Annotated in this window: 16 protein-coding genes, 1 pseudogene and 2 riboswitches; of the genes and pseudogenes, 11 read left to right on the top strand and 6 right to left on the bottom strand. The window is 41.7% G+C overall.

Features of this window, described 5'->3' with window-relative positions; all coding sequences use genetic code 11:
• Positions 1 to 88: 88 nt before the first annotated feature.
• From HUS26_RS13440 to HUS26_RS13430, 3 genes are read right to left on the bottom strand one after another with little or no spacing between them, the layout of a single operon-like run.
• Entirely contained in the window at positions 89 to 505 is a 417-nt protein-coding gene (locus HUS26_RS13440) for a Zn-ribbon domain-containing OB-fold protein (RefSeq protein WP_173917642.1), read from the bottom strand.
• The gene (locus HUS26_RS13435; RefSeq protein ID WP_173917641.1) at positions 502 to 1665 is read right to left on the bottom strand and encodes a thiolase family protein; all 1164 of its coding nucleotides are present in this window, start codon (positions 1663 to 1665) and stop codon (positions 502 to 504) included. Before HUS26_RS13435 ends, HUS26_RS13440 begins: the two co-directional genes overlap by 4 nt.
• Positions 1665 to 3608, bottom strand: coding sequence for an acetoacetate--CoA ligase (locus HUS26_RS13430; RefSeq protein ID WP_173917640.1), 1944 nt, complete (start codon positions 3606 to 3608; stop codon positions 1665 to 1667). The genes HUS26_RS13435 and HUS26_RS13430 overlap by 1 nt, the downstream gene beginning before the upstream one ends.
• A 66-nt stretch (positions 3609 to 3674) precedes the next feature.
• Positions 3675 to 3781: riboswitch (SAM riboswitch) on the bottom strand.
• Between the two features lie 65 nt (positions 3782 to 3846).
• Positions 3847 to 3951, bottom strand: a riboswitch (SAM riboswitch).
• 251 nt (positions 3952 to 4202) lie between these two features.
• Here HUS26_RS13430 and HUS26_RS13425 point away from each other — a divergent pair.
• The 5 genes from HUS26_RS13425 to cyoE all read left to right on the top strand — a co-directional run bounded on the left by HUS26_RS13425 (position 4203) and on the right by cyoE (position 7794).
• The gene (locus tag HUS26_RS13425; RefSeq protein ID WP_173917639.1) at positions 4203 to 4352 is read left to right on the top strand and encodes a cytochrome c oxidase subunit 2A; all 150 of its coding nucleotides are present in this window, start codon (positions 4203 to 4205) and stop codon (positions 4350 to 4352) included.
• A gap of 13 nt (positions 4353 to 4365) precedes the next feature.
• Complete coding sequence (locus HUS26_RS13420; protein ID WP_173917638.1) at positions 4366 to 4827, top strand: cytochrome c oxidase subunit II; 462 nt, start codon at positions 4366 to 4368, stop codon at positions 4825 to 4827.
• A 14-nt stretch (positions 4828 to 4841) separates the two neighbouring features.
• Positions 4842 to 6518 carry a cbb3-type cytochrome c oxidase subunit I gene (locus HUS26_RS13415; protein WP_173917637.1) on the top strand — a complete coding sequence of 559 codons (1677 nt, stop codon included), beginning with the start codon at positions 4842 to 4844 and terminating at the stop codon, positions 6516 to 6518.
• Positions 6519 to 6621: 103 nt separating this feature from the next.
• Positions 6622 to 6834: a hypothetical protein gene (locus HUS26_RS13410; RefSeq protein ID WP_254434201.1), complete on the top strand. Its 213-nt coding sequence runs from the start codon at positions 6622 to 6624 to the stop codon at positions 6832 to 6834.
• Between the two features lie 108 nt (positions 6835 to 6942).
• On the top strand, positions 6943 to 7794 hold the full coding sequence (cyoE, locus tag HUS26_RS13405; RefSeq protein ID WP_371809591.1) for a heme o synthase: 852 nt from the start codon (positions 6943 to 6945) through the stop codon (positions 7792 to 7794).
• Positions 7795 to 7944: 150 nt separating this feature from the next.
• Here the strand turns inward: cyoE and ric are convergent, their stop codons facing one another.
• From ric to HUS26_RS13390, 3 genes are all read right to left on the bottom strand, one after another.
• The gene (gene ric, locus HUS26_RS13400) at positions 7945 to 8646 is read right to left on the bottom strand and encodes an iron-sulfur cluster repair di-iron protein (protein WP_173917636.1); all 702 of its coding nucleotides are present in this window, start codon (positions 8644 to 8646) and stop codon (positions 7945 to 7947) included.
• Positions 8647 to 8731: 85 nt separating this feature from the next.
• Positions 8732 to 9427 carry a Crp/Fnr family transcriptional regulator gene (locus HUS26_RS13395; RefSeq protein WP_173917635.1) on the bottom strand — a complete coding sequence of 232 codons (696 nt, stop codon included), beginning with the start codon at positions 9425 to 9427 and terminating at the stop codon, positions 8732 to 8734.
• Positions 9428 to 9906: 479 nt separating this feature from the next.
• Positions 9907 to 12441, bottom strand: a complete 2535-nt coding sequence (locus HUS26_RS13390; protein WP_173917634.1) for a glycoside hydrolase family 31 protein — start codon at positions 12439 to 12441, stop codon at positions 9907 to 9909.
• Between the two features lie 503 nt (positions 12442 to 12944).
• Here HUS26_RS13390 and HUS26_RS13385 point away from each other — a divergent pair.
• The 6 genes and pseudogenes from HUS26_RS13385 to HUS26_RS13360 all read left to right on the top strand — a co-directional run.
• Positions 12945 to 13550: pseudogene (locus tag HUS26_RS13385) on the top strand (3-dehydroquinate synthase II); the annotation flags it as partial.
• Positions 13551 to 13664: 114 nt separating this feature from the next.
• On the top strand, positions 13665 to 14111 hold the full coding sequence (locus HUS26_RS13380) for a YueI family protein (RefSeq protein WP_173917632.1): 447 nt from the start codon (positions 13665 to 13667) through the stop codon (positions 14109 to 14111).
• Between the two features lie 322 nt (positions 14112 to 14433).
• Complete coding sequence (locus tag HUS26_RS13375) at positions 14434 to 15402, top strand: LacI family DNA-binding transcriptional regulator (RefSeq protein WP_173917631.1); 969 nt, start codon at positions 14434 to 14436, stop codon at positions 15400 to 15402.
• A 13-nt stretch (positions 15403 to 15415) separates the two neighbouring features.
• Entirely contained in the window at positions 15416 to 17755 is a 2340-nt protein-coding gene (locus HUS26_RS13370) for a beta-galactosidase (protein WP_173917630.1), read from the top strand.
• A gap of 42 nt (positions 17756 to 17797) precedes the next feature.
• On the top strand, positions 17798 to 18196 hold the full coding sequence (locus HUS26_RS13365; protein WP_173917629.1) for an extracellular solute-binding protein: 399 nt from the start codon (positions 17798 to 17800) through the stop codon (positions 18194 to 18196).
• A complete protein-coding gene (locus HUS26_RS13360; protein ID WP_173917628.1) occupies positions 18154 to 19164 on the top strand; it encodes an ABC transporter substrate-binding protein in 1011 nt (336 codons plus the stop codon). Before HUS26_RS13365 ends, HUS26_RS13360 begins: the two co-directional genes overlap by 43 nt.
• Positions 19165 to 19170 lie beyond the last annotated feature (6 nt).

Raw genomic sequence — 19170 nt, 5'->3', positions numbered from 1 at the left:
TCCTTTCTTTCCAGCATAGATGAATTTCCACAGGAGCAAGCCTCCTGCCCAGAATAATGCGATGGATAGAAAATAAGTAAGTATCATGTTAAATTTCCTCCTTCTTTTGTTTGAAAAATGGCAGGGGATGGGGACCGATTTCTACAATATCCACAATTACTTCGAGGTCTAAAGCTAAATCTTCTTCTTCAATTAGCAGATGGGTTAATAATGAGGGCCCTTCTGCAAGCTCAACAACTCCTACGATATACGGGGTACGCTCCTGCCATGCAGGATGGCCCGCTCGATGAATAACACTCCAGGTTTTTAATTGACCTTCACCAGACGCTTCTTTCCAAGTCAGAGAATCATGGAAACAGCGGGGGCAGTGATCGCGCGGATAAAAAATCCATTTCTTACATTCCTCACACTGCTGAAGAGTAAATTTTCCCTCTTTGATGCTGTCCCAAAACGGCTGGCTGACAGGCGTAATGGTTGGTGTGGGCAGGGATATATTTTGACTCATTGTTCGCCTCCTAATACAAGAGCATTGGTTTCACTTAATGTCGCTCCGTTGCCTGTAACGAGGGCCAGCTTCGCATTTGGAATCTGGCGCTGATCTGCTTCGCCTCGCAGCTGATGAACCGCTTCAACAACATGAGACATGCCCCCGGCGAGATCGGCCTGTCCGAATCCTAACTGGCCGCCGTGCGTATTTAACGGATAATCGCCGTCATAGCCGAAACTGTGATTTTTCACAAACTCTCCAAACTGTCCAGGTGCGCAAAGCCCTGCGCTTTCAAGCTGAACAGCAACGACGCTTGTGTAGCAGTCGTATAAAGAGAAAAGATCGATATCTTCAATGCTTGTCTCCGCCTGCTTTAGCGCCTTTGGAATGCAGTAGCTGAAAGGCAGCTTATCGATTGAGGGTGCCTGGCTTACGGCGCGGTGGGTTATTTTTTCACCGGCCCCTTTTAAAAAGATCGGCTTGTGCTGTCCGACACGTGCTGCTTTCTCTTCTGAAGTCACTACAACGGCAGCACCTCCGGCTACCGGCATGACGATTTCTAATAAATGAAGCGGATCTGAAATCAGCGGAGAAGCCAGAATGTCTTCGAGCTCCGCCGGCTTTCCATAAAAGATCGCATTCGGATTATTTTGGGCATTTTTTCTCGCCCAGTAGGCAATCCTGGCAAACTGCTCTTGTGTAGATCCGTACTCTTCCATGTGCTGACGCTTTAATAGAGCATAAGACGTATTGGCACCTGATGCTCCAAACGGAACATCAAATTCACGGATCGGATTGCGGTTTGGAGAGCGTAAGGTTTCGCCTTTTTCATTTTTATTGGCTAGGACGCAGACTACAGTCTCACACATCCCGGCTTCAATAGCAGCCGCTGCCCGCCAGATCATTCCCGGCCCGGAAGCCCCGCCAAGATCAACGACGTTCGACATGGTGGGATCGATTCCTAAATACTCCGAAACTGTCGCTGGCACGTGCTGTGGTGTCTCACCTACTTGAGGACCGACGAGCAGACCGTCGACCTCGTGTTTGGAAATGCCGGCGTCCTTTAGGGCCAGACGGACAGATTCGGCAATTAAGCTTAAAGTTGTTTTTCCTGTTGAATAACGAACGGGCTCTAATTCACCAATTCCAATGATTGCCCCTCTAGGTCTACGAGTCATTACACGAACTCCTTTTCTGTAATCTGGCGGTAAGACTGTAAACTCGCTGGATTTCTCAGAGACGCTTCATTACTTACCGTTTTTCCTAAGGCCGCAGTTTTTGCAGCTCCTTCAACTTTCTTGCCATTGATGGTATGAGGAATGTCTGTGACTTGATAAATTCGCTTCGGAACATGTCTTGGTGACGCCGTCGCCCGGATTTTCTTGCGGATGTTCTTAGCTAATTCTTCGCTCAACTTATCTGTTACCACGCAAAGGATGATTTCCTCATCATTCTCTTTTGGAAGCCCAAACACGATCGAGTCTTCTACTTCCTGAATATGATCAACAGCCCGGTAGATTTCCGCGGTACCGATTCGAACGCCTCCTGGATTTAAAGTTGTATCCGCGCGTCCGTAGATAATGAAAGACTCATCAATCGTCTGTTCGGCGAAATCTCCATGTGTCCAGATGCCTGGCCGCTTTGAAAAATAACTCTTACGGTAACGCTCATCCCCGCCTTCACCGAAAAAGGTAATCGGCATGCTTGGGAACGGCTGGGTACAGACTAGATCAGCCTTTTCTCCATAAACAGAAGCGCCGCGCTCATCTAATGCGTCGACAGCCATTCCTAATGCTTTGCAGGCGATTTCGCCTCGTTTTACCGGGTGAACCGGTGATCCCATCACAAAGCAGCCGATGATTTCCGTCCCGCCAGAAATAGAAGCGAGGAAGAAGTCTTCTTTTATCGTTTGATAGACCCAGTCGTACTGCTCGGGTGCAAGCGGAGCCCCGCAGGACAAAATGCTTTTTAGTCTTGAGAGCGAATGCGAATCTTTTAATTGAATGCTGGATTTAGCGAGTGTCTCTAAATATTTTGGACTTGTGCCGAAATGCGTCACTCCGACTTCATCCGCTATATCCCACAGGTGAGAGAGGTTGTCTGATCTTACAGGGGATCCGTCATATAAAAGCAGAGCGGCTCCACTGGCTAATCCGGACACCAGCCACGGATACATCATCCATGCGGTGTTGGTGTACCAGAAAAGCACATCATCCTTTTGAACGTCGCAGTGCAGCTGGTGTTCTTTTACGTGTTGAAGAAGCGTGCCGCCGGCAGAATGGACGATAGCTTTTGGAAGCCCCGTTGTGCCGGATGTATATAAAATGTACAATGGGTCGTTAAAAGCTGTTGGTGTAAATAATGGTTCTGATGCGTTATTGCTGCAAAGGTTGTCCCACGTTAAAGTTTCTGTGCCGGGAACATCCAATTCTCCACTTAACGTAATAACGGCAGTTAAACCTTCGAGATTCTCCGCGGTTTCTTTAACTTTTTCTCTAATGTTAAAAGGCTTTTCTTTGTATTGATACTGAAGGGAGGCTATTAATACTTTAGGCTGCACCTGCCCGATACGATCCAAGATTCCTTTCGTGCCAAAGTCCGGAGAGCAGGACGTCCATATCGCTCCTAAAGAAGCAGTGGCAATCAAGGCGGTGAGCCCCTGGATATCGTTAGTTGTAATCCCGGCGACACAGTCTCCTTTTTTCACACCTAAGTTTTTCAGTCCTTGCTGCGCCTTAGCGACAGCTTCTTTTAGTTCTCCTAATGTAATTCGGCTGCTGACTCCATTTTCATTTGCTTCATAAGCAACAGTTCGATCGAGAGATCCACGCAGCAGGTTTTCGGCAAAATTCAGCTGTGCATTTGGAAACCACTGCGCATCCGGCATGGAGGAGGCAGGGGTATAGACGCTGCCTCCTTTTTCACCGATAACTCCGGCATAGTCCCAAACCTTCGACCAGAATTCATCTAAGCGGGAAATGGACCAGCGGTGCAGTCGTTCATATGGAAAAAGCGGCTGATCTGCGAAATCAGCAAATGCTTTTATATGTGAATGGTTTATACCTTCCTCGGGCGGCTCCCATAGTAAGGAGGAACGCTCAGGTGTAATTGATATCGTCATGGATAAAGCTCCTTTCGTCCTATAGAAAAAGCTCTCTTCAAAAATAAGAAGAGAGCTGAAACACTCTTCTTATCTTCCAGGATTTCTCCTGCAGGAATTAGCACCTTTTCAGACGATTGCCTGAAGGTTGCCGGGCGTCAACGGGCCAGTCCCTCTGCCTCTCTGGATAAGAATCAATATTTAATTAAAAAACCTCTCTATTTTTTATAAATAGAGAGGTTCAAGAGATGTATTTATTCTCTTATCTTCCTGAGCCTTTGCTCAGTAGGATTTGGCACCTTGCTATAAATATAGCGGTTGCCGGGTTTCACAGGGCCAGTCCCTCCACCTCTCTGGATAAGAATTTCGTCGTTTATTAAGTTATTTGTGATCATAGCAGTTAAATTCTTTTTCGTCAATGGATTTCTTTAGAAATCTCTGAAAATTACATGAACCATTTTCTTCGACAAAGCCGGCGTATGACTTAAAGAAACAGCCGATTTTTTTGTCGTAAAATCATCCATTAAAAAAATCTGATTAGTGATGAGCCTCACTGCGTGCGTCGACCCTGCCCTTTAAAATTAAGATATAGGAAAACGGAAAGGGGAGAAGATCATGACAGAGAGGCAGTCATCAAAGGTTAACCCAACAAATCCTAAGGCAGAGGATTCATTTAAGGGGACGTTGTTTTCAGTTGGGGTTGTAGGAGCCGTAATCGTTATTGTCTGGGTAGCCGTATTTTGGATCTATATGGCAAGAGTATAGAGGGGGAGAGACGATGCATCGGCTGGAAGAGATTTGGATGACACTAAGTATCGGGCTGCTTGTTGTTTTTATGGTAATTATCGGCTATCAAACATTTGCGATGGGAATGGGGCCGCCGAGCCATAAAGAAACAATAAATCCGCAAAAAGTAACGGAAACTGCTCCATTTGATCAACCCGGTATTAAGCAAATTGGGGAGAACGAATATGAAGTCGTGATGGTTTTACAGGCGTTTCAGTTTACTCCTAATAAAATTGAAATTCCCGCTGGGTCGAAGGTTACCTTTACGATGGCCACTCCAGATGTAACTCATGGATTTCAAGTCGCAGGAACCAATTTAAATGCCATGGTTATGCCTGGGCACATCCAAAAAATCACCCATACATTCAACAAGCCAGGTGAGTTTCTTGTGTTATGTAATGAATATTGCGGAGTAGGCCATCAGATGATGTCAACTACCATTAATGTGCAGTAAAGGGGGGACCAAAAATGGAAAGTGCATTACGTAAAACGATCATTCAAAAGACAAAAGGTCTCGGTGTAAACCCGCAAGACGCGAAGGTTTCATTATCCTATTTTTCCGTATCATTTGTGGCACTTCTAATTGGCGGTGTTTTAGGATTGCTGCAGGGACTGGAGCGCGCTGAGATTCTTCTCCTTCCGTCCTGGTTCAATTATTATCAAGTGTTAACCGCCCATGGGATATTACTGCTTCTCGTGTTTTCTACGACTTTTACGATCGGTTATCAATATGCCAACCTTTCTTATTCATTTGGAGGGCTGCTTCCTAAAGTCCGCAAGCTTGCCTGGACGGGATTCGGTCTCATGGTATTTGGGACAGTATTGGCCGCGACGTTGATTGTATTAAATGAAGCATCTGTCTTATATACATTTTACCCGCCTCTTGCTGCGCATCCTTTGTTTTACGTAGGGCTCGTCTTTCTTGTTTTAGGAATATGGGCCTGCTGCTTTGGTGTTTTTATTAATTACCGTCATTGGAAAAAGTTCCACCCAGGCCAGCCGACTCCATTACTAGCTTTCTTTGCGATGGGAGTTTTCGTCCTCTGGTTCTTCGCAAGTATTGGAGTTGCGATTGAAGTTCTAACATTGATCCCCTGGTCCATGGGGCTGGTGGAAACAACTAACGTAATGGTAGGCCGTACGTTATTTTGGTGGTTTGGCCACTCCTTAGTAAACATTTGGTATCTTGTAGCTGTTTCTGCATGGTATGTTATCGTACCGAAAATTATAAAAGGCAGGCATTTTAATGAGAAATTGATCAGGCTCGTCGTCATCCTGCTCGTTATTTTAAATATTCCGGGAGGATTCCACCACCAGATTGTTGACCCGGGAATCTCTTTATCTGTTAAATTTTTACATGTATTTATGAGCTTAGCAATCGCCGTACCTTCTTTAATGACAGCCTTTGCTATGTTTGCAGTGTTCGAACGTGCTGGAAGAAAGCAAGGCGGAAAAGGGCTCCTGGGCTGGATTAAGAAGCTTCCGTGGGGGGATGTCAGGTTCTTAGCCCCTATGATTGCGATGATTGCATTCATCCCCGGGGGTGCGGGAGGCATTGTAAACACTAGTAACCAATTAAATCAAGTGGTTCATAACACGATGTGGGTCGTCGGTCACTTTCACGTTACTGTCGGGATGTCAGTTGTTATGACATTCTTCGGCATCAGTTATTGGTTAATACCACACTTATCAAAGCGCCAGCTCACACCGAAAATGAATAAAATTGGTGTAGTACAGACACTCATTTGGACAGCAGGAATGGTGCTGATGGCAGGTTCTCAGCACTTGGTTGGACTGTTGGGTGATCCTAGAAGAACTTCTTTTACCACGTATGGAGACCACCCGACCGCATTAAGCTGGGTCCCTTACGAATATGTGATGGGCTTTGGAGCTGCGCTGCTTTTGATCGGTGTCATCATCCAGGTATATGCCGTGTTTCATATGATGTTCTTCGCCCCAAAAGGGGAAACCGAATATCCAGTGGCTGAGCCGGAAGATGATGCCCCACCGGTACCTCTGTGGACAGAACGTTGGGGGCTTTGGATCGTGCTCCTTCTTATGGTGGTGGCCATGGCTTATGTGGTTCCTATTTGGGACTTTACTCTTCATGCACCTCCAGGATCGCCGCCGATTCGAACTTGGTAATCTAATTTTGAATAAAAAATTCAGGGGGTCTTATCAATGAAAAAAAGTATATTTGCTTTGATGTTTGTCACTCTGATTCTTGTTCTGACAGCCTGCGGCAGCGGTGACGAGAAGACCGGCTCCTGCTGGTGAAATAACTGTTAATCTTTCAAACGATGAGGGGGTTCATGGGATTGAGATTGAGGGAACTGACATAAGTATAGATAATGAAGGATCTGCTACAGCCTCCCTTGAACCTGGTGAGTATACGATTAAATGTAACATCGTTTGCGGAACAGGTCATGAAGAGATGGTTTCAACCTTAATCGTCGAATAGCTGGACAGTAAGTGGAAAATTATAAGCAGGAGGGGAGGTAGGCCGCTTTTTTATCTTTTATCTATAATTATAACAAGCTATTATCCTTAAAATATTTAGGTGATCAAAATGGAGAATACCTTACTGAATAGATCGCAAGAAAATAAACCTGGTGTGTTAGCAGATATCAAGTCCCTATTTAAAGCCATTGTGCTCATATCTAATGTTCTCCCAATCATTACTGGTTTTTGGCTGGCTCTCTACTTTACGGGAGAGTCTTTTCAAGACAATTGGGGGCTTTTTTCATTAACCATAGCGGGCAGCACCTTGATTATGGCCGGCGCTTTACTTCTTAACAATTGGTATGATGCCGATATTGATGCAGTTATGAAACGAACGAAACAGAGACCCACCGTTACTGGAACCATTCCCTTAAAACTTGTACTGGTCATGGGAGTCGTGCTAAGTATTCTTGGGTTTGCTGGACTTTTACTGGTCAGTGTAGAAGCGTCGATTTACGGCCTTGCTGGCTGGTTTATCTATGTTGTTCTTTATACGATCTGGTCGAAGAGAAAATATGCCTTTAATACGTTAATCGGCAGTCTTTCAGGCGCGGTTACACCGCTCATTGGCTGGGCTGCGGTTGACTCTGCTTCTCACGTTGTCCCCATCGTATTATCTGCCATTCTATTTATTTGGCAAGTCCCTCATACATTTGCCATTTCCATCAAGCGATATGATGAATATCGGGCTGCAGGAGTGGCTATGCTGCCTGTGGTACGCGGTGTCAAAACGACAAAAAGACAAATGCTATTATATATTATTTGCTTATTTCCATTACCATTTCTATTAAGTTCTCTCGGCTGGGGATTTCTTTTAGTGACAGTCTTATTAACAGCGGGATGGATTATTCTAGCGGTTAAAGGATTCACTGTCCAAAATGAAAAAAATGGGCCCGGTATATGTTTTTATACTCCTTAACTTATTTAATGATTTTATTGGGAGCCATGATCTTATCCGCTATATGATCGGTATCATTCAAAAAGAAGCTCTGGAGCTTCTTTTTTTATCAAAAAAAATCCCCCTGAGCTTTCCATGGTCAGGAAGCTCAGGGAGAGGAGACACTCAGTGTTAAGCCATATATCTTGGGAATAAAATATTATTTTCTAAATGGATATGTTCGAACGTATCGGATTCGAGCTCCTCTAATCGGTTGTACACCAGACGGTACGTGCCGCATGCTCCTTCAGGCGGAGTATAGTCATTCGTAATCCTGCGGAGTTCGTGAAGGATTTCCCCGGCATGACTGTGTTCCATGGCTAAATCAGACAAACCTTCCTGAATAGCGCGAAGTCTTTCTTCTGTCGGGTTCTCTTCATAGCTCTTGATTAAAGGGAACTCTTCCATTTCTTCTTTTACCGTATGCTGCTCTAAATCTGTCTTTAAATCATGAAAAAGTTTATGAACGACTCTTAAATGTGACTGTTTTCCCCCGTGAACCTTCATTACTTTCGTAACATAAGGGCTGAGGTTAGGCAGTTCTTCCTGTAAGTAGTTGTGGTGCTTCTGGACAATGTGATCCATTACTTCTGCGGAAGACGCAGTATCCCAATCGATCTGAATATGCTGCTTCGCTTCCTTTTCTTTGTATAACGTGTTTAAGTTCTTCAGGATTTCCTCCGGGGACAAGCCGCGTTTTGCAATAGCTTCACTCAAAGGTCGGTTGCCGCCGCAGCAAAAGTCAATTTTATACGCCTTAAAGAGGTCGCTGGATCTAGGGAATTGTTTCACAATATCGCTGACAATGGACTGTTCAGTAAAAGTCTGGACCATATAAAATCCCTCCATTTATTGGTATGGCTTTATCATAGCAGGAACTTTTACGACAGTTAGTGATATAATGCACACCTTGGGAACTCTATGAAATCATTTCTTCTTCCAGTTTCTCTTGGTTAATAATAAACAACCCTTCATCAGATACTTTAAGTACACCTTTCTTTCGTAGCTGGGTCAACGTACGGCTGACGGTTTCCCTGGAAGTACCAATCATATTCGCAAGCTCCCGGTTGGTAAAAGTACTTGTCAGCTTAAATTCTCCCGCACCATGAGGCTGACCATTGGTACGAGACAGTCTAATGAGCAGCATCAGCACTTGCTCGAAAGTATTGTGGAGTATCTGCTCCTCTAAACGATCATGAAGGTCGATGATTTTACTGCCTAACACTCTAAATAGTTTCACACATAACTCAGGCTGCTCGACTAAAATTTTTTCAAAAGAATGGATAGGAATACAAATCAAACGGGCCTTTTTCATAATTTCAGAATTAGCCGGATATGATCCTCCACGAAAGAAGCCGGCATGAGGAAACATTTCTCCCGCTTCTAATATTGAAACGATCTGTTCCTTGCCATGAATATCTGTTTTATAGATTTTCACTTTGCCAGATTCGATAAAATAAACAGTCGCGAGAGGTTCATCCTGCATAAATACATAAGAACCGGCGTTATAAATTTTAGCCGATGAAATAGAGGCAATATGATCGATTTCAGTATCTGAAAGTTCCTTGAATAATGGAATCTTCTTTAAATTCTCTTGGACAATCGGTTTTTTCATAGATTCACTTCGCTTTCTTTCTCAAGCTTTTAAGTATATAAACACATGCAGGTTCACTCTCCATGTAGTCACCGGTAAGGGCATAGGCTCTAGAGCGACCTGAATTCACAGAGACCCCGCTGTCAGGGATAATAAGTGAAATACCTCACATGTTGGTTTTCAATTGAGATAGAATTTAGTTGTTTAAAAGGATTATTTTGAATACATCTTTAAGGTATCACCAACACTTGTCTGTGGCAATCGCTAATTTTGGAGTCTTTTGTAAGTCTTTTGAAAGAAATGTATATGACAAAGGGAGAGGGTGCATACCAATGACCAGCCAAACAAGCAAAGAGTGTAGAGAAGTTAAAAAAATAGAAAAAGAAGCAGAGATTTAAAAGATTAGGATCGGGAAAGTCGACTGTTCACAGCTGTCACCCCTGGTTTAAATGATAAAACAAAAGACTAACAGGCAAAGCCTGCTAGTCTTTCATTAGAGTTTATTTAAAGAACACTTTTACTTTTTTGTTTTCGTCTACAGGAACGTTCACATAAAGTGCTTCGGATTCTTGATCAAAGAAGTATGTTTCCTGATTCGACTTCACTTCCTCAACAGACTTCACTTGCTTGTATTTTGCATTTGCCGCTTGAACTTTCCTTGGTGCTTTTTCACCATTAAGTTTCAAGGTGTAGGATTCCAAATCGGAATCAAAGCCAGCAGCTTCTTTTTCGTTCGTAAACTCAACGTGCTTACCTTTACGCTCGATGTTGAAGTTCGTAATGTTATATTCGCCATCTTTATATTCTAAGGTAGCCCCATCATCCTCATAGAAGGAGTAGCTTGCTTCCTCTTCCAGGTAAGTGTCTAACACAAGGTTTTTAAGCGGTTTCTCGTCTGTATATTGCTGAACCTCGCGAGTAGGAATGATGGAGTCTTTGATGACGTATATCGGAAGGTGGCTTAATTCAGCTTGTGTATTAATTGTTTGTCCACCCTCAAATTCTTCGCCAGTCCAGAAGTCCACCCAAGTTTCGCCTTCCGGAAGGTAGACGTCGCGTTCGGTTTCGCCTTGTTTTACAACTGGAGCCAGCATCAAGGAATCACCGAACATAAATTGGTCACTCAGGTTATGGGTATTTTCGTCCTCCTGGAATTGATAAACTAATGGCTGCTGAACTGGAGTTCCTTTTTCGGAAGCATCCTTAAAGGCGTTATACAAGTAAGGCATCAGTTGATATCGCATTTCGATATATTTTTTACTGATTTCTTCAACTTCTGGTCCAAACGCCCAAGGTTCTTGTCCTTGTTTTACCTCTGATTTAGCGTCACTATCGTAATGGATACGAGAGAAAGGCAGGAAGGCACCAACCTCAATCCAGCGGGCAAACATTTCAGCGTCCGGACGATTAGCAAATCCACCAATATCATTTCCGACAAATGGAACACCAGATAGTCCGACATTTGTGTTCATGGGGATAGACATCTCTAAATGATCCCACTGACTCACGTTGTCTCCGGTCCATAAGGCTGCATAACGCTGGGAACCGGCATACATATCACGTGTTAAGACGAACGGACGAGTATTTGGCTTATATTTTTCAAATGAATCATATGTAGCCATAGCTTCATCATGTCCGTAAAGGTTGTGGTATTCAGCATGTGTTCGTTGGTTTTCTCCTTTACCAAACGTTACATCCAGCGGCATGGTGTGATAAGGACCATCAAACACAGCGGGTTCGTTCATATCATTCCATATTCCATCGATGCCTTTATCGAAGAGAATGTTATGTTTGCTCGCCCACCATTCACGAACATCTTCTTGAGAGAAGTCAGGGAACATGGAATCTCCCGGCCAGACTTCCCCAACAAAGTCAGTTCCGTCAGGGTTTTTAGCCCAATATTCATTTTCGGTTCCTTCGTCATACATAAAGTAACCTGGATCTTTCTTTACAGCGGGGTCATTAATGGTAATCTTGTGGAAATTCATGTTGTCTAGCTTGTTGTGAAGGGCTTCATCACCGAACTTATCAGCCCATGTGAAGACGCGGTATTCATCCATATAGTCGATATCAAAGTGCATCGTATCAATAGGAATTTCTTTCTTGCGATAAGTTTCTGCTACTTCTTCTATATCTTCATCGCTATATCCCCATTTAGACTGGTGTAAACCCAGGGACCATTTAGCCGGTTTATCCATTTTACCGGTAAGTTCTGTATAACGATCAAGTACATCATTGATTTCAGGACCGTACATGAAGTAATAGTTCAACGTCCCATCATCAGCGTAGAAGTAATAATAGTCATCACTTTCACTAGCCATTTCAAAATATGTGCGGTTGGTATTGTCGAAGAAGATGCCGTAAGCTTTTTCATCCTTCAAACCAATAAAGAATGGGATAGCGGTATATAAGTATTTCGTATCGGTTTGATATCCATAGGCGTCCGTATTGAACATTCCAATACTTTCTCCACGCTGGTTTAAATTAAGACCGGCTTGTTCACCAAAACCATAAAATGCTTCATCCTCGGTTGTGTTTTTATAGACGTATGGTTTTTCGCCATCATAACCAGCACCATTTTCCATGTAATCTTCATTGATTACGTTCCCTTGTTTGTCAAGGAATTTTATGCCAAATGGCTCCTTCTTGATTTTAATTGTAATTTCACTTGTGGAAAGGGTGATTTCATCGCCTTCTTGTGAAAGGTCAAAAGATGGTGTCTTCCATTCTTTCTTTGCGATGCCTTCAGAAAAGTATTCCTCTTCTCCCTCTTTTAGAATGGACACTTTCGCCATGTCTTCTGAGAATAGCCGGATAAATGCGGTTTGGTCAGAGGTTAAGTCAAGTTTTACTCCATTCTCAACTTGATCTACACCTTCGACTTGCAATTGTTTTTTTACTTCTTCTTGATTCAATTCTTCATCTGGGTGTGGTTGAGTAACGGCTAAAACACTCGGAGCTTGTATAGAAAATAGAGTAGCTGCTATAGCCGTTGCAGCAATGATGCGTGACATTCGTTTCGTTGATTTAGTCATTTAAACGCTTCACCTCATGTATTAATTTGTTGAGCAACCGGTTGCACACTGAATACACTAAACATTTTTTGTTAAAACAGCAATAGAGGTATTTTTATCCAATCTGAAGGGGTATTTAGAACTACTCCAGTGATGATAGCAATGGTGAAAGCGATTAATATTATTTTTTGTAAGAGATTACATAAAATTTGAAAATACATCCAATTAACTACCTTTATTTTAAAAAGTAGTCAGAATAGAACCAATTATCTTTATTTTACACTTGTTTCAAAGGAGAGGATTTAAGAAGGAGTGAGGAAATGCTTTGAGGACAAGGCGTAAGGGATATTATGTAACTTCACAAGGAGTGAATATAAATAGGTATATAGGCTCTTATGTATTCTTTATAAATAGTCTTCCATCGTTGCTGGACAGGAATAACATATGATCACTTATCAGGAAGTATTCAAAAAGTGTAAGAACGTTTATCCCTAAGTCGATCTCTTTCATGGGGGTGGACAAACCTCCCTTTGAAGCGGGAAAATAAAGATAGAATACATGAGGGAGGATGGTACATACCAATGACTAGCCAAATGAACAAAGAATATTTAGAAATCACAAAAATAGAAGAAGTAGGCGAAGGAATGAGAGTCTGCCTTGATTTTATTGATATCCTAAGTCCTACGGATGGTGTTTATGTAGGAAATACAGGGCACGGCTATTTAAAAGTCCTGGCAGAAAACCGTGAGTCTGAAGGATATCCTCCGCGTCCTTTCCGGCTTAACTGCGGTTCTTTTCATCAATATTTATATCAACAAGAGAAGACCTTCTATCTGCATGAGCTGAATCCAGGCGAGAAGCTGACGATTACGGATGAAAAAACGGAGCGTGAAATTTCCATTGGACGCGTAAAAATTGAGAAGCGGCCATTTGTAAGAGTAGAAGCCAAAAGCGGGGATCGAATGATTTCAGCTACACTGCAAAAATCCTCAAGTGTCTATCTTATGGAAGAAAGTGAAGGAGAAGTATCCATATTGGAATTAAAGACAGGACACAAAGTGCTGGGTATTTTGGATAAACCAGGCCGTCATCTTGGGGAGCAGATTGATGAGGTTATCGTAGAAAAATAGTATATTCAGTTCCTTAATCTTGACGAGTTTATTTATTTGCCGCCTGCTTATGGATATGCGAGGATAGGACATAAATAAAGAAGAAATGAAACGTGCAGAGTAAGGAGAATCACCATGAAAAAACCTAATGTAGACGACTATTTACAGGAAGGGATTTACGGCAGCAGGCAAACAAAGCCAGCCGAACGTAAGAGATACCTCGGAACACTAAGAGAACGCGTGGTGCTCGTGTTAACGAAAGGTCAGGTTATGCAAAAAGCGGGCCTAAATGAGTTATCCCAAGCGATGAAAGAATATAAAGATGCGAAGCTGTTGTTAAACGGGAAAGTCAGCTATCGATTTCGCAAGCCGTATCGGAAGGTAGCAGATCAAAACAGGATTCGCCACACGACAGTTTCCAATCAGGATGCGGAAACGGATCTTGGAGCTATTTTGACAGTAGATTATGCGATAGAAAAAGACGAAGTTGAATTGAAAACCCCTGAGAAATCCGAAAGCGAAAGTTCTAAAGAAGGTGGGCTTACTGGATTTATTAAGTCGCTGTTTAAACCTGTGAAGTGAACTAATAACTATTATAAAAAGCTATTTAGTTTACGCTAAATAGCTTTTTATTAAATAATTTGTACCATTTTCAATATAGACATCTCTTTGTTCATCAAATACATACTTCTAAACAACTATTAGATTTCCTTATTTAACGTTAAAGAACCAATATATGTAAAAATAATCCAAGACTATATTCCTGTTAAACGATTAGAAGATATGAATCGTGATAAAATTCAGAAAAATATATTGTAATCGCTTACACAATTCGCTATAATTTTTATTGAAACGTTTCAATGAAAAATAATAGCTGTCGTAAGTTAAGAGAAGAGGGAAAAGTTTGTCTACGTTAAAAGATGTTGCCAAGAGAGCAAAAGTAAGTGTAGCCACTGCATCCTACGTTATGAATGGCAGTGAACTGATAACCAAACCAACAAAAGATAAAGTTATGCAGGCTGCCAAAGAACTCGGCTATCGTCCGAATGGTAACGCCAAAAATTTAAAGAAAAAAAAGACTAATATCATAGGCCTCTTCTTAAGTGGATTTACAGGACCGTTTTTTAATGAATTATTAGAAGGAATTCAAGATACTGTTATTAAACAAGGGTATGAAATGGTCGTATGTGCCTCGGATGATAAACATCGTTTGCTGGTAGAACGATACGTAGACGGTGCTATTATACTGAATTATCATATCAGCAATGAATTATTAGACAGTTTAGCGAGTGAAAAATTTCCAATTGTAGTATTAGACCGGGAATTAGAGAATCCTTATATTCGACAAATTTTATTACCTAATAAACTTGGCATGTCATACACCGTAAATCACCTTGTGGAACAAGGGCATAAACGAATTGGCTTTATTGGAGGATCTATAGAATCATTCGATGGTGAAAGTCGTTTGGAAGGATTTAAAGAAGTCCTTACTCATCATGGGTTCACTTTTAATCCAGATGACTTAATCAGGGCTGACTTTACGGAAATCAGTGGTTTACTGAGTATGAATAAATTTCTGGAAGATCATGACGATTATCCCACAGCCTTTGTCTCCGCAAACGACGAAATGGCGATGGGTGCGATCAAAGCTGTACAGAAAAAAGGGTTAAAGGTGCCTGAGGATATGGCTTTTGTAGGGTTTGATGATATCGATTTAGCCAGGTACTTTCAACCGCCTTTATCGACCGTCCGTGTTCAGAAAAAACAATGGGGACAAACCGCAGCAAAAACATTATTCAACATGCTGGAAAAAGACGGGGATGACAGTGAGGAAGAAACACCTATTGAATTTATACCTCGTCAATCAAGCTAGAAAGGGGGCGTATGTGATCCGAATAGAAAATGAAAAGGTCATAATCAATGGGAAAGAAACTTGTATTTTTGGCGCGGAGCTTCATTACTTTAGAATACCGAAAGAGGAATGGAGGAATCGGATTCAGCAAGTAAAAGAAGCAGGGGTCAACATGATAAGCACCTATGTACCCTGGACATTTCATGAGTATAAAGAAGGAACCATAGATTTGACTGGTGAAACTAGATCGGAACGTGATTTCCAAAGCTTTTTACGGTTGGTTAATGATGAAGGCGTGTATTGTCTTGTCCGACCTGGGCCTTATGTTATGGCAGAGATTGTTGATCATGGTGTCCCGCCATGGTTTATAGATAATTACCCACAAGCGGTGGCACAAACTGAGAAGGGGCTTCCGCATCCTACTAGAGTAGTCAGTTATATGCACCCAACTTTTTTGAAAAAGGTCGAAAACTGGTATCACTCGGTCTGTTCAATTATTGAGCCGTTCCAAATCTCTAATGGCGGGCCAGTAATCATGTTCCAGCTTGATAATGAAGTTGGCATGTTTCATTGGGTGACAAAAACGGGTGATTATAATGAAGTTACTAAAAAACAATTCGAACAATACTTAGAAGAAAATCAAGCCCTTACAGAAACAAATGTATCAGATCCGCTTATGTTTATGGCTGATCATCCAGAGGATAATTTGGCAAAAGTAATAAAAAACGAATACTACTTTTTTATGCGCACTCATTATCGTATGTACCTTGAACATTTAAAAAAGCTGGCGCAAAAAGAGGGGATATCTGTTCCTTTTATCCTTAATATTCATGGATTTCATACGATTGACTATTTAAAACGAGGGACGAGGTATCCAATCGGAGTTTCTCAATTATTAGAAGCGGCTAAAATGGAAGATACCCTTGTGGCAGGGGATTATTATATAGGAAACATTGAATTTGATAACTATACGGATATTGTTCTTGCCAACTCATTTACCAAAGCCATTCAGTCCCCGGAACAGCCGCTGTTTTCTGCGGAATTTCAAGGTGGATCTGCTTCTGATAAGCCCAGATTGCAGCCGAGCACATTTGATTTGACCACACGTCTTTGTTTTGCAAATGGAATGAACGCCGTCAACTATTACATGTTTGTCGGTGGAGAGAATTATGAAAATATCGGTTTGAACGGGAGAAGACATGAATGGCAGGCACCATTATCAGCTTCCGGTGAAAAGAATCCACACTTCGAAGTGATCCAGCATTTAGGGAAAATGTTCCACACCTTTGAAAAAACTTTAATGAATGCAAAACAAATCTCCAACACATGCTTAGCTTTTTATCCTGATTACTACATGACAGAATATAGTAATCTTTTTTCTTCCCTATTAATTGAAACGTTTCAACGAGAAAGTGATATAAATCTTTATAATGGTACAGCCAAAGGACTTCGAGTGAGCAATATAATCTATGACAGTCTAAATATTCAAAACGATGAGCCGATCGATGTAAATAAGGTTCCCAGCCTATGGATGTTTTCATTGAATTGGATGGATCGGCCTATTCAACAAAAACTTATAGATTACTTAGAAAACGGAGGCCGCCTTATCCTTTTTCCAACCATACCAACAAAGGATCTTAATGACAAAGAGTGTACGCTCTTAAAAGATTATATTGGTGTAAGCCTCAAAGGGAGAAAGGAAGGCTTTGTAACCGTTGGAGAAATCGATAGTGTTCAAACTAAATATTTTGAAGCTTTTGATGTAAATGAAGGAGCATTTGCCTGGTCAGAAGACGAAAGTAAAGATATCGCTGCCTTTAAAAAAAGGTTGGGAAAAGGTAAGCTGGTTGTTTTCGGAGTAGGAATGGAGCTTGATTTCCATTACAAATATGACATTATTCGTGAGCTCGCAAAAAGGATTGAAGTAGTTAGTGAATTTACCTTGGAACAGAATCTGGATATTTCTGTCAGAGAAGTTTCTGATGAAAGCTATTTTGTATTTCTTCATAACTTTGATGAATACAAGAAAGTTACAACAGTCGATAGGAATAATCTGCAGTTGTTTGAAGGTGAAAGCATTTCAGTGCCTCCAAAAGGTGGATTGATGCTTCCGATTAATATAACGATTACAGAAGATGTGAAGATTCTGTTCGGTACAGCGGAAGTATTCGAATTAACAGAAAGTGAAGACACCTTATCCATGAAGGTAAGATTAAAGCAGGATAAGGAATTGCTTTCTTTTGAAACGTTTAAATGGCAACCGGTTGAAACCCAAGGGGTAAAAATAGAAAGAAAATCAGACGCAATTTTCAAGGTTCATTTACTTCGTTCTTTTGAGAAGGAAGTGACAATTGATTTTATTAAAAAAAGTTAAGCCACTGGCTTACCTATAAAAAATTAAAAAGAGGTGTATGAAATGAAAAGATGGTTGTCTATTGTAACTTTGTTAACAGTCTTTTCCCTTCTGGCTGCATGTTCAAACGATTCAAGCTCAGAAGGAGAATCATCAGACGACAGTGGAAATGGGGAAGAAGTGACGCTCAGCATTGCAAGCTGGTCGTTTGGTACTGAAGGAGAAGCCAACTTGGATAGAATGATGCTTGATGCATTTATGGAAGAGCACCCGAATATTAAGGTTGAAATTGATGAATCTATCAGCGACCCATGGGAAGAGTCATTAGCTTCTGCCGCAAGCGCAGGTGAAATGCCGGACGTATTTGCGATCGCACACCTTCCAACTGGTATTGCTAATGATTGGATGTTACCGAATATGTGGAGTCAGATGAAGATTATGAAGCAATTCCTAAAACAGTAAGGGAAGCCAACGATTATAGCGGGACTGTGTATGGTATTCCTGCAGCGCAGCATATTCTTGGCTACTTTGTAAACAAAGACCTTTATAATAATGCCAATCTTGATGTGCCTTATCTGGGTATGAGTATTGATGAATTTGAAGCATCTGTTAGTGACATTACAAACATCAACCAAGGCGTTGTCGGTTTAAATGAAGCGAACGCGATTCCTGAATGGTATCCTGCTGCTGCAAGTGAAGACATGGGCTGGTACACATTCAATGACGGATTTCACTTAGACAGCAGTGAATTCATTGGGGGAATTGATTTAGCGAACAATATTAATACCAGTGGGTACGCTTATGCCACATTGTCTGAAGATCAAAAAGCTAATTTTGATGGTGAAGATGCTAATGAAGTATGGATGAATAATGGTATTGGAATCAGGTGGGATGGCAGCTGGGCAATCGGTGTTTATGAACAAAACGCTGATTTTGACTGGGACTTTATTGGTATTCCTGGTGAGAGAACAGTTGTTACCCATGATTATTATGGAATTTCCAGTGCTACGGAACACCCTGAAGAAGCGTATGAGTTAGCGAAATGGATGGGCTTTGGTAAAGAAGGTTACATGAAGCGTATGGAGATTGCTGATGCAGAAGAAGACGTGAGTTTAAACGGTGTTCCTTTGCTGACAGACCAAGAAGTACTGGATGCTTATTTTGAAAGAGTAGATGTTCCTGGTCTTGTGAAAGCTTATGAAAATATCGAAAATGCAGTTGTAGAACCATTTAAGACAACCCCGGGTTATGGACAAGCACGCTGGGAAGCACCGACAGGAGTATCTGTAGGTGAAGAATCTAATGCTGCGATGGGCGCTTTAATCGATGCAAGCGTATCAGGGGAAGTAAATATTGAGAATTATGCCAGCCAAATCAATGAACTGGCCAATCAGAAATATCAAGAAGAACTTGAGGCAATCGGAGAGTAAAGCTGG

The sequence above is a fragment of the Halobacillus sp. Marseille-Q1614 genome (assembly GCF_902809865.1).
Classification (GTDB): domain Bacteria; phylum Bacillota; class Bacilli; order Bacillales; family Halobacillaceae; genus Halobacillus_A.
Note: the sequence above shows the minus strand (reverse complement) of the source record. Positions and strands in the feature narration are given on the sequence as shown.

Bases quoted from the DNA above. Each gene is read 5' to 3' on its own strand.
- HUS26_RS13440 (WP_173917642.1), bottom strand. From the start codon at position 505: ATGAGTCAAAATATATCCCTGCCCACACCAACCATTACGCCTGTCAGC.
- HUS26_RS13435 (WP_173917641.1), bottom strand. From the start codon at position 1,665: ATGACTCGTAGACCTAGAGGGGCAATCATTGGAATTGGTGAATTAGAG.
- HUS26_RS13430 (WP_173917640.1), bottom strand. From the start codon at position 3,608: ATGACGATATCAATTACACCTGAGCGTTCCTCCTTACTATGGGAGCCG.
- HUS26_RS13425 (WP_173917639.1), top strand. From the start codon at position 4,203: ATGACAGAGAGGCAGTCATCAAAGGTTAACCCAACAAATCCTAAGGCA.
- HUS26_RS13420 (WP_173917638.1), top strand. From the start codon at position 4,366: ATGCATCGGCTGGAAGAGATTTGGATGACACTAAGTATCGGGCTGCTT.
- HUS26_RS13415 (WP_173917637.1), top strand. From the start codon at position 4,842: ATGGAAAGTGCATTACGTAAAACGATCATTCAAAAGACAAAAGGTCTC.
- cyoE (WP_371809591.1), top strand. From the start codon at position 6,943: ATGGAGAATACCTTACTGAATAGATCGCAAGAAAATAAACCTGGTGTG.
- ric (WP_173917636.1), bottom strand. From the start codon at position 8,646: ATGGTCCAGACTTTTACTGAACAGTCCATTGTCAGCGATATTGTGAAA.
- HUS26_RS13395 (WP_173917635.1), bottom strand. From the start codon at position 9,427: ATGAAAAAACCGATTGTCCAAGAGAATTTAAAGAAGATTCCATTATTC.
- HUS26_RS13390 (WP_173917634.1), bottom strand. From the start codon at position 12,441: ATGACTAAATCAACGAAACGAATGTCACGCATCATTGCTGCAACGGCT.
- HUS26_RS13380 (WP_173917632.1), top strand. From the start codon at position 13,665: ATGAAAAAACCTAATGTAGACGACTATTTACAGGAAGGGATTTACGGC.
- HUS26_RS13365 (WP_173917629.1), top strand. From the start codon at position 17,798: ATGAAAAGATGGTTGTCTATTGTAACTTTGTTAACAGTCTTTTCCCTT.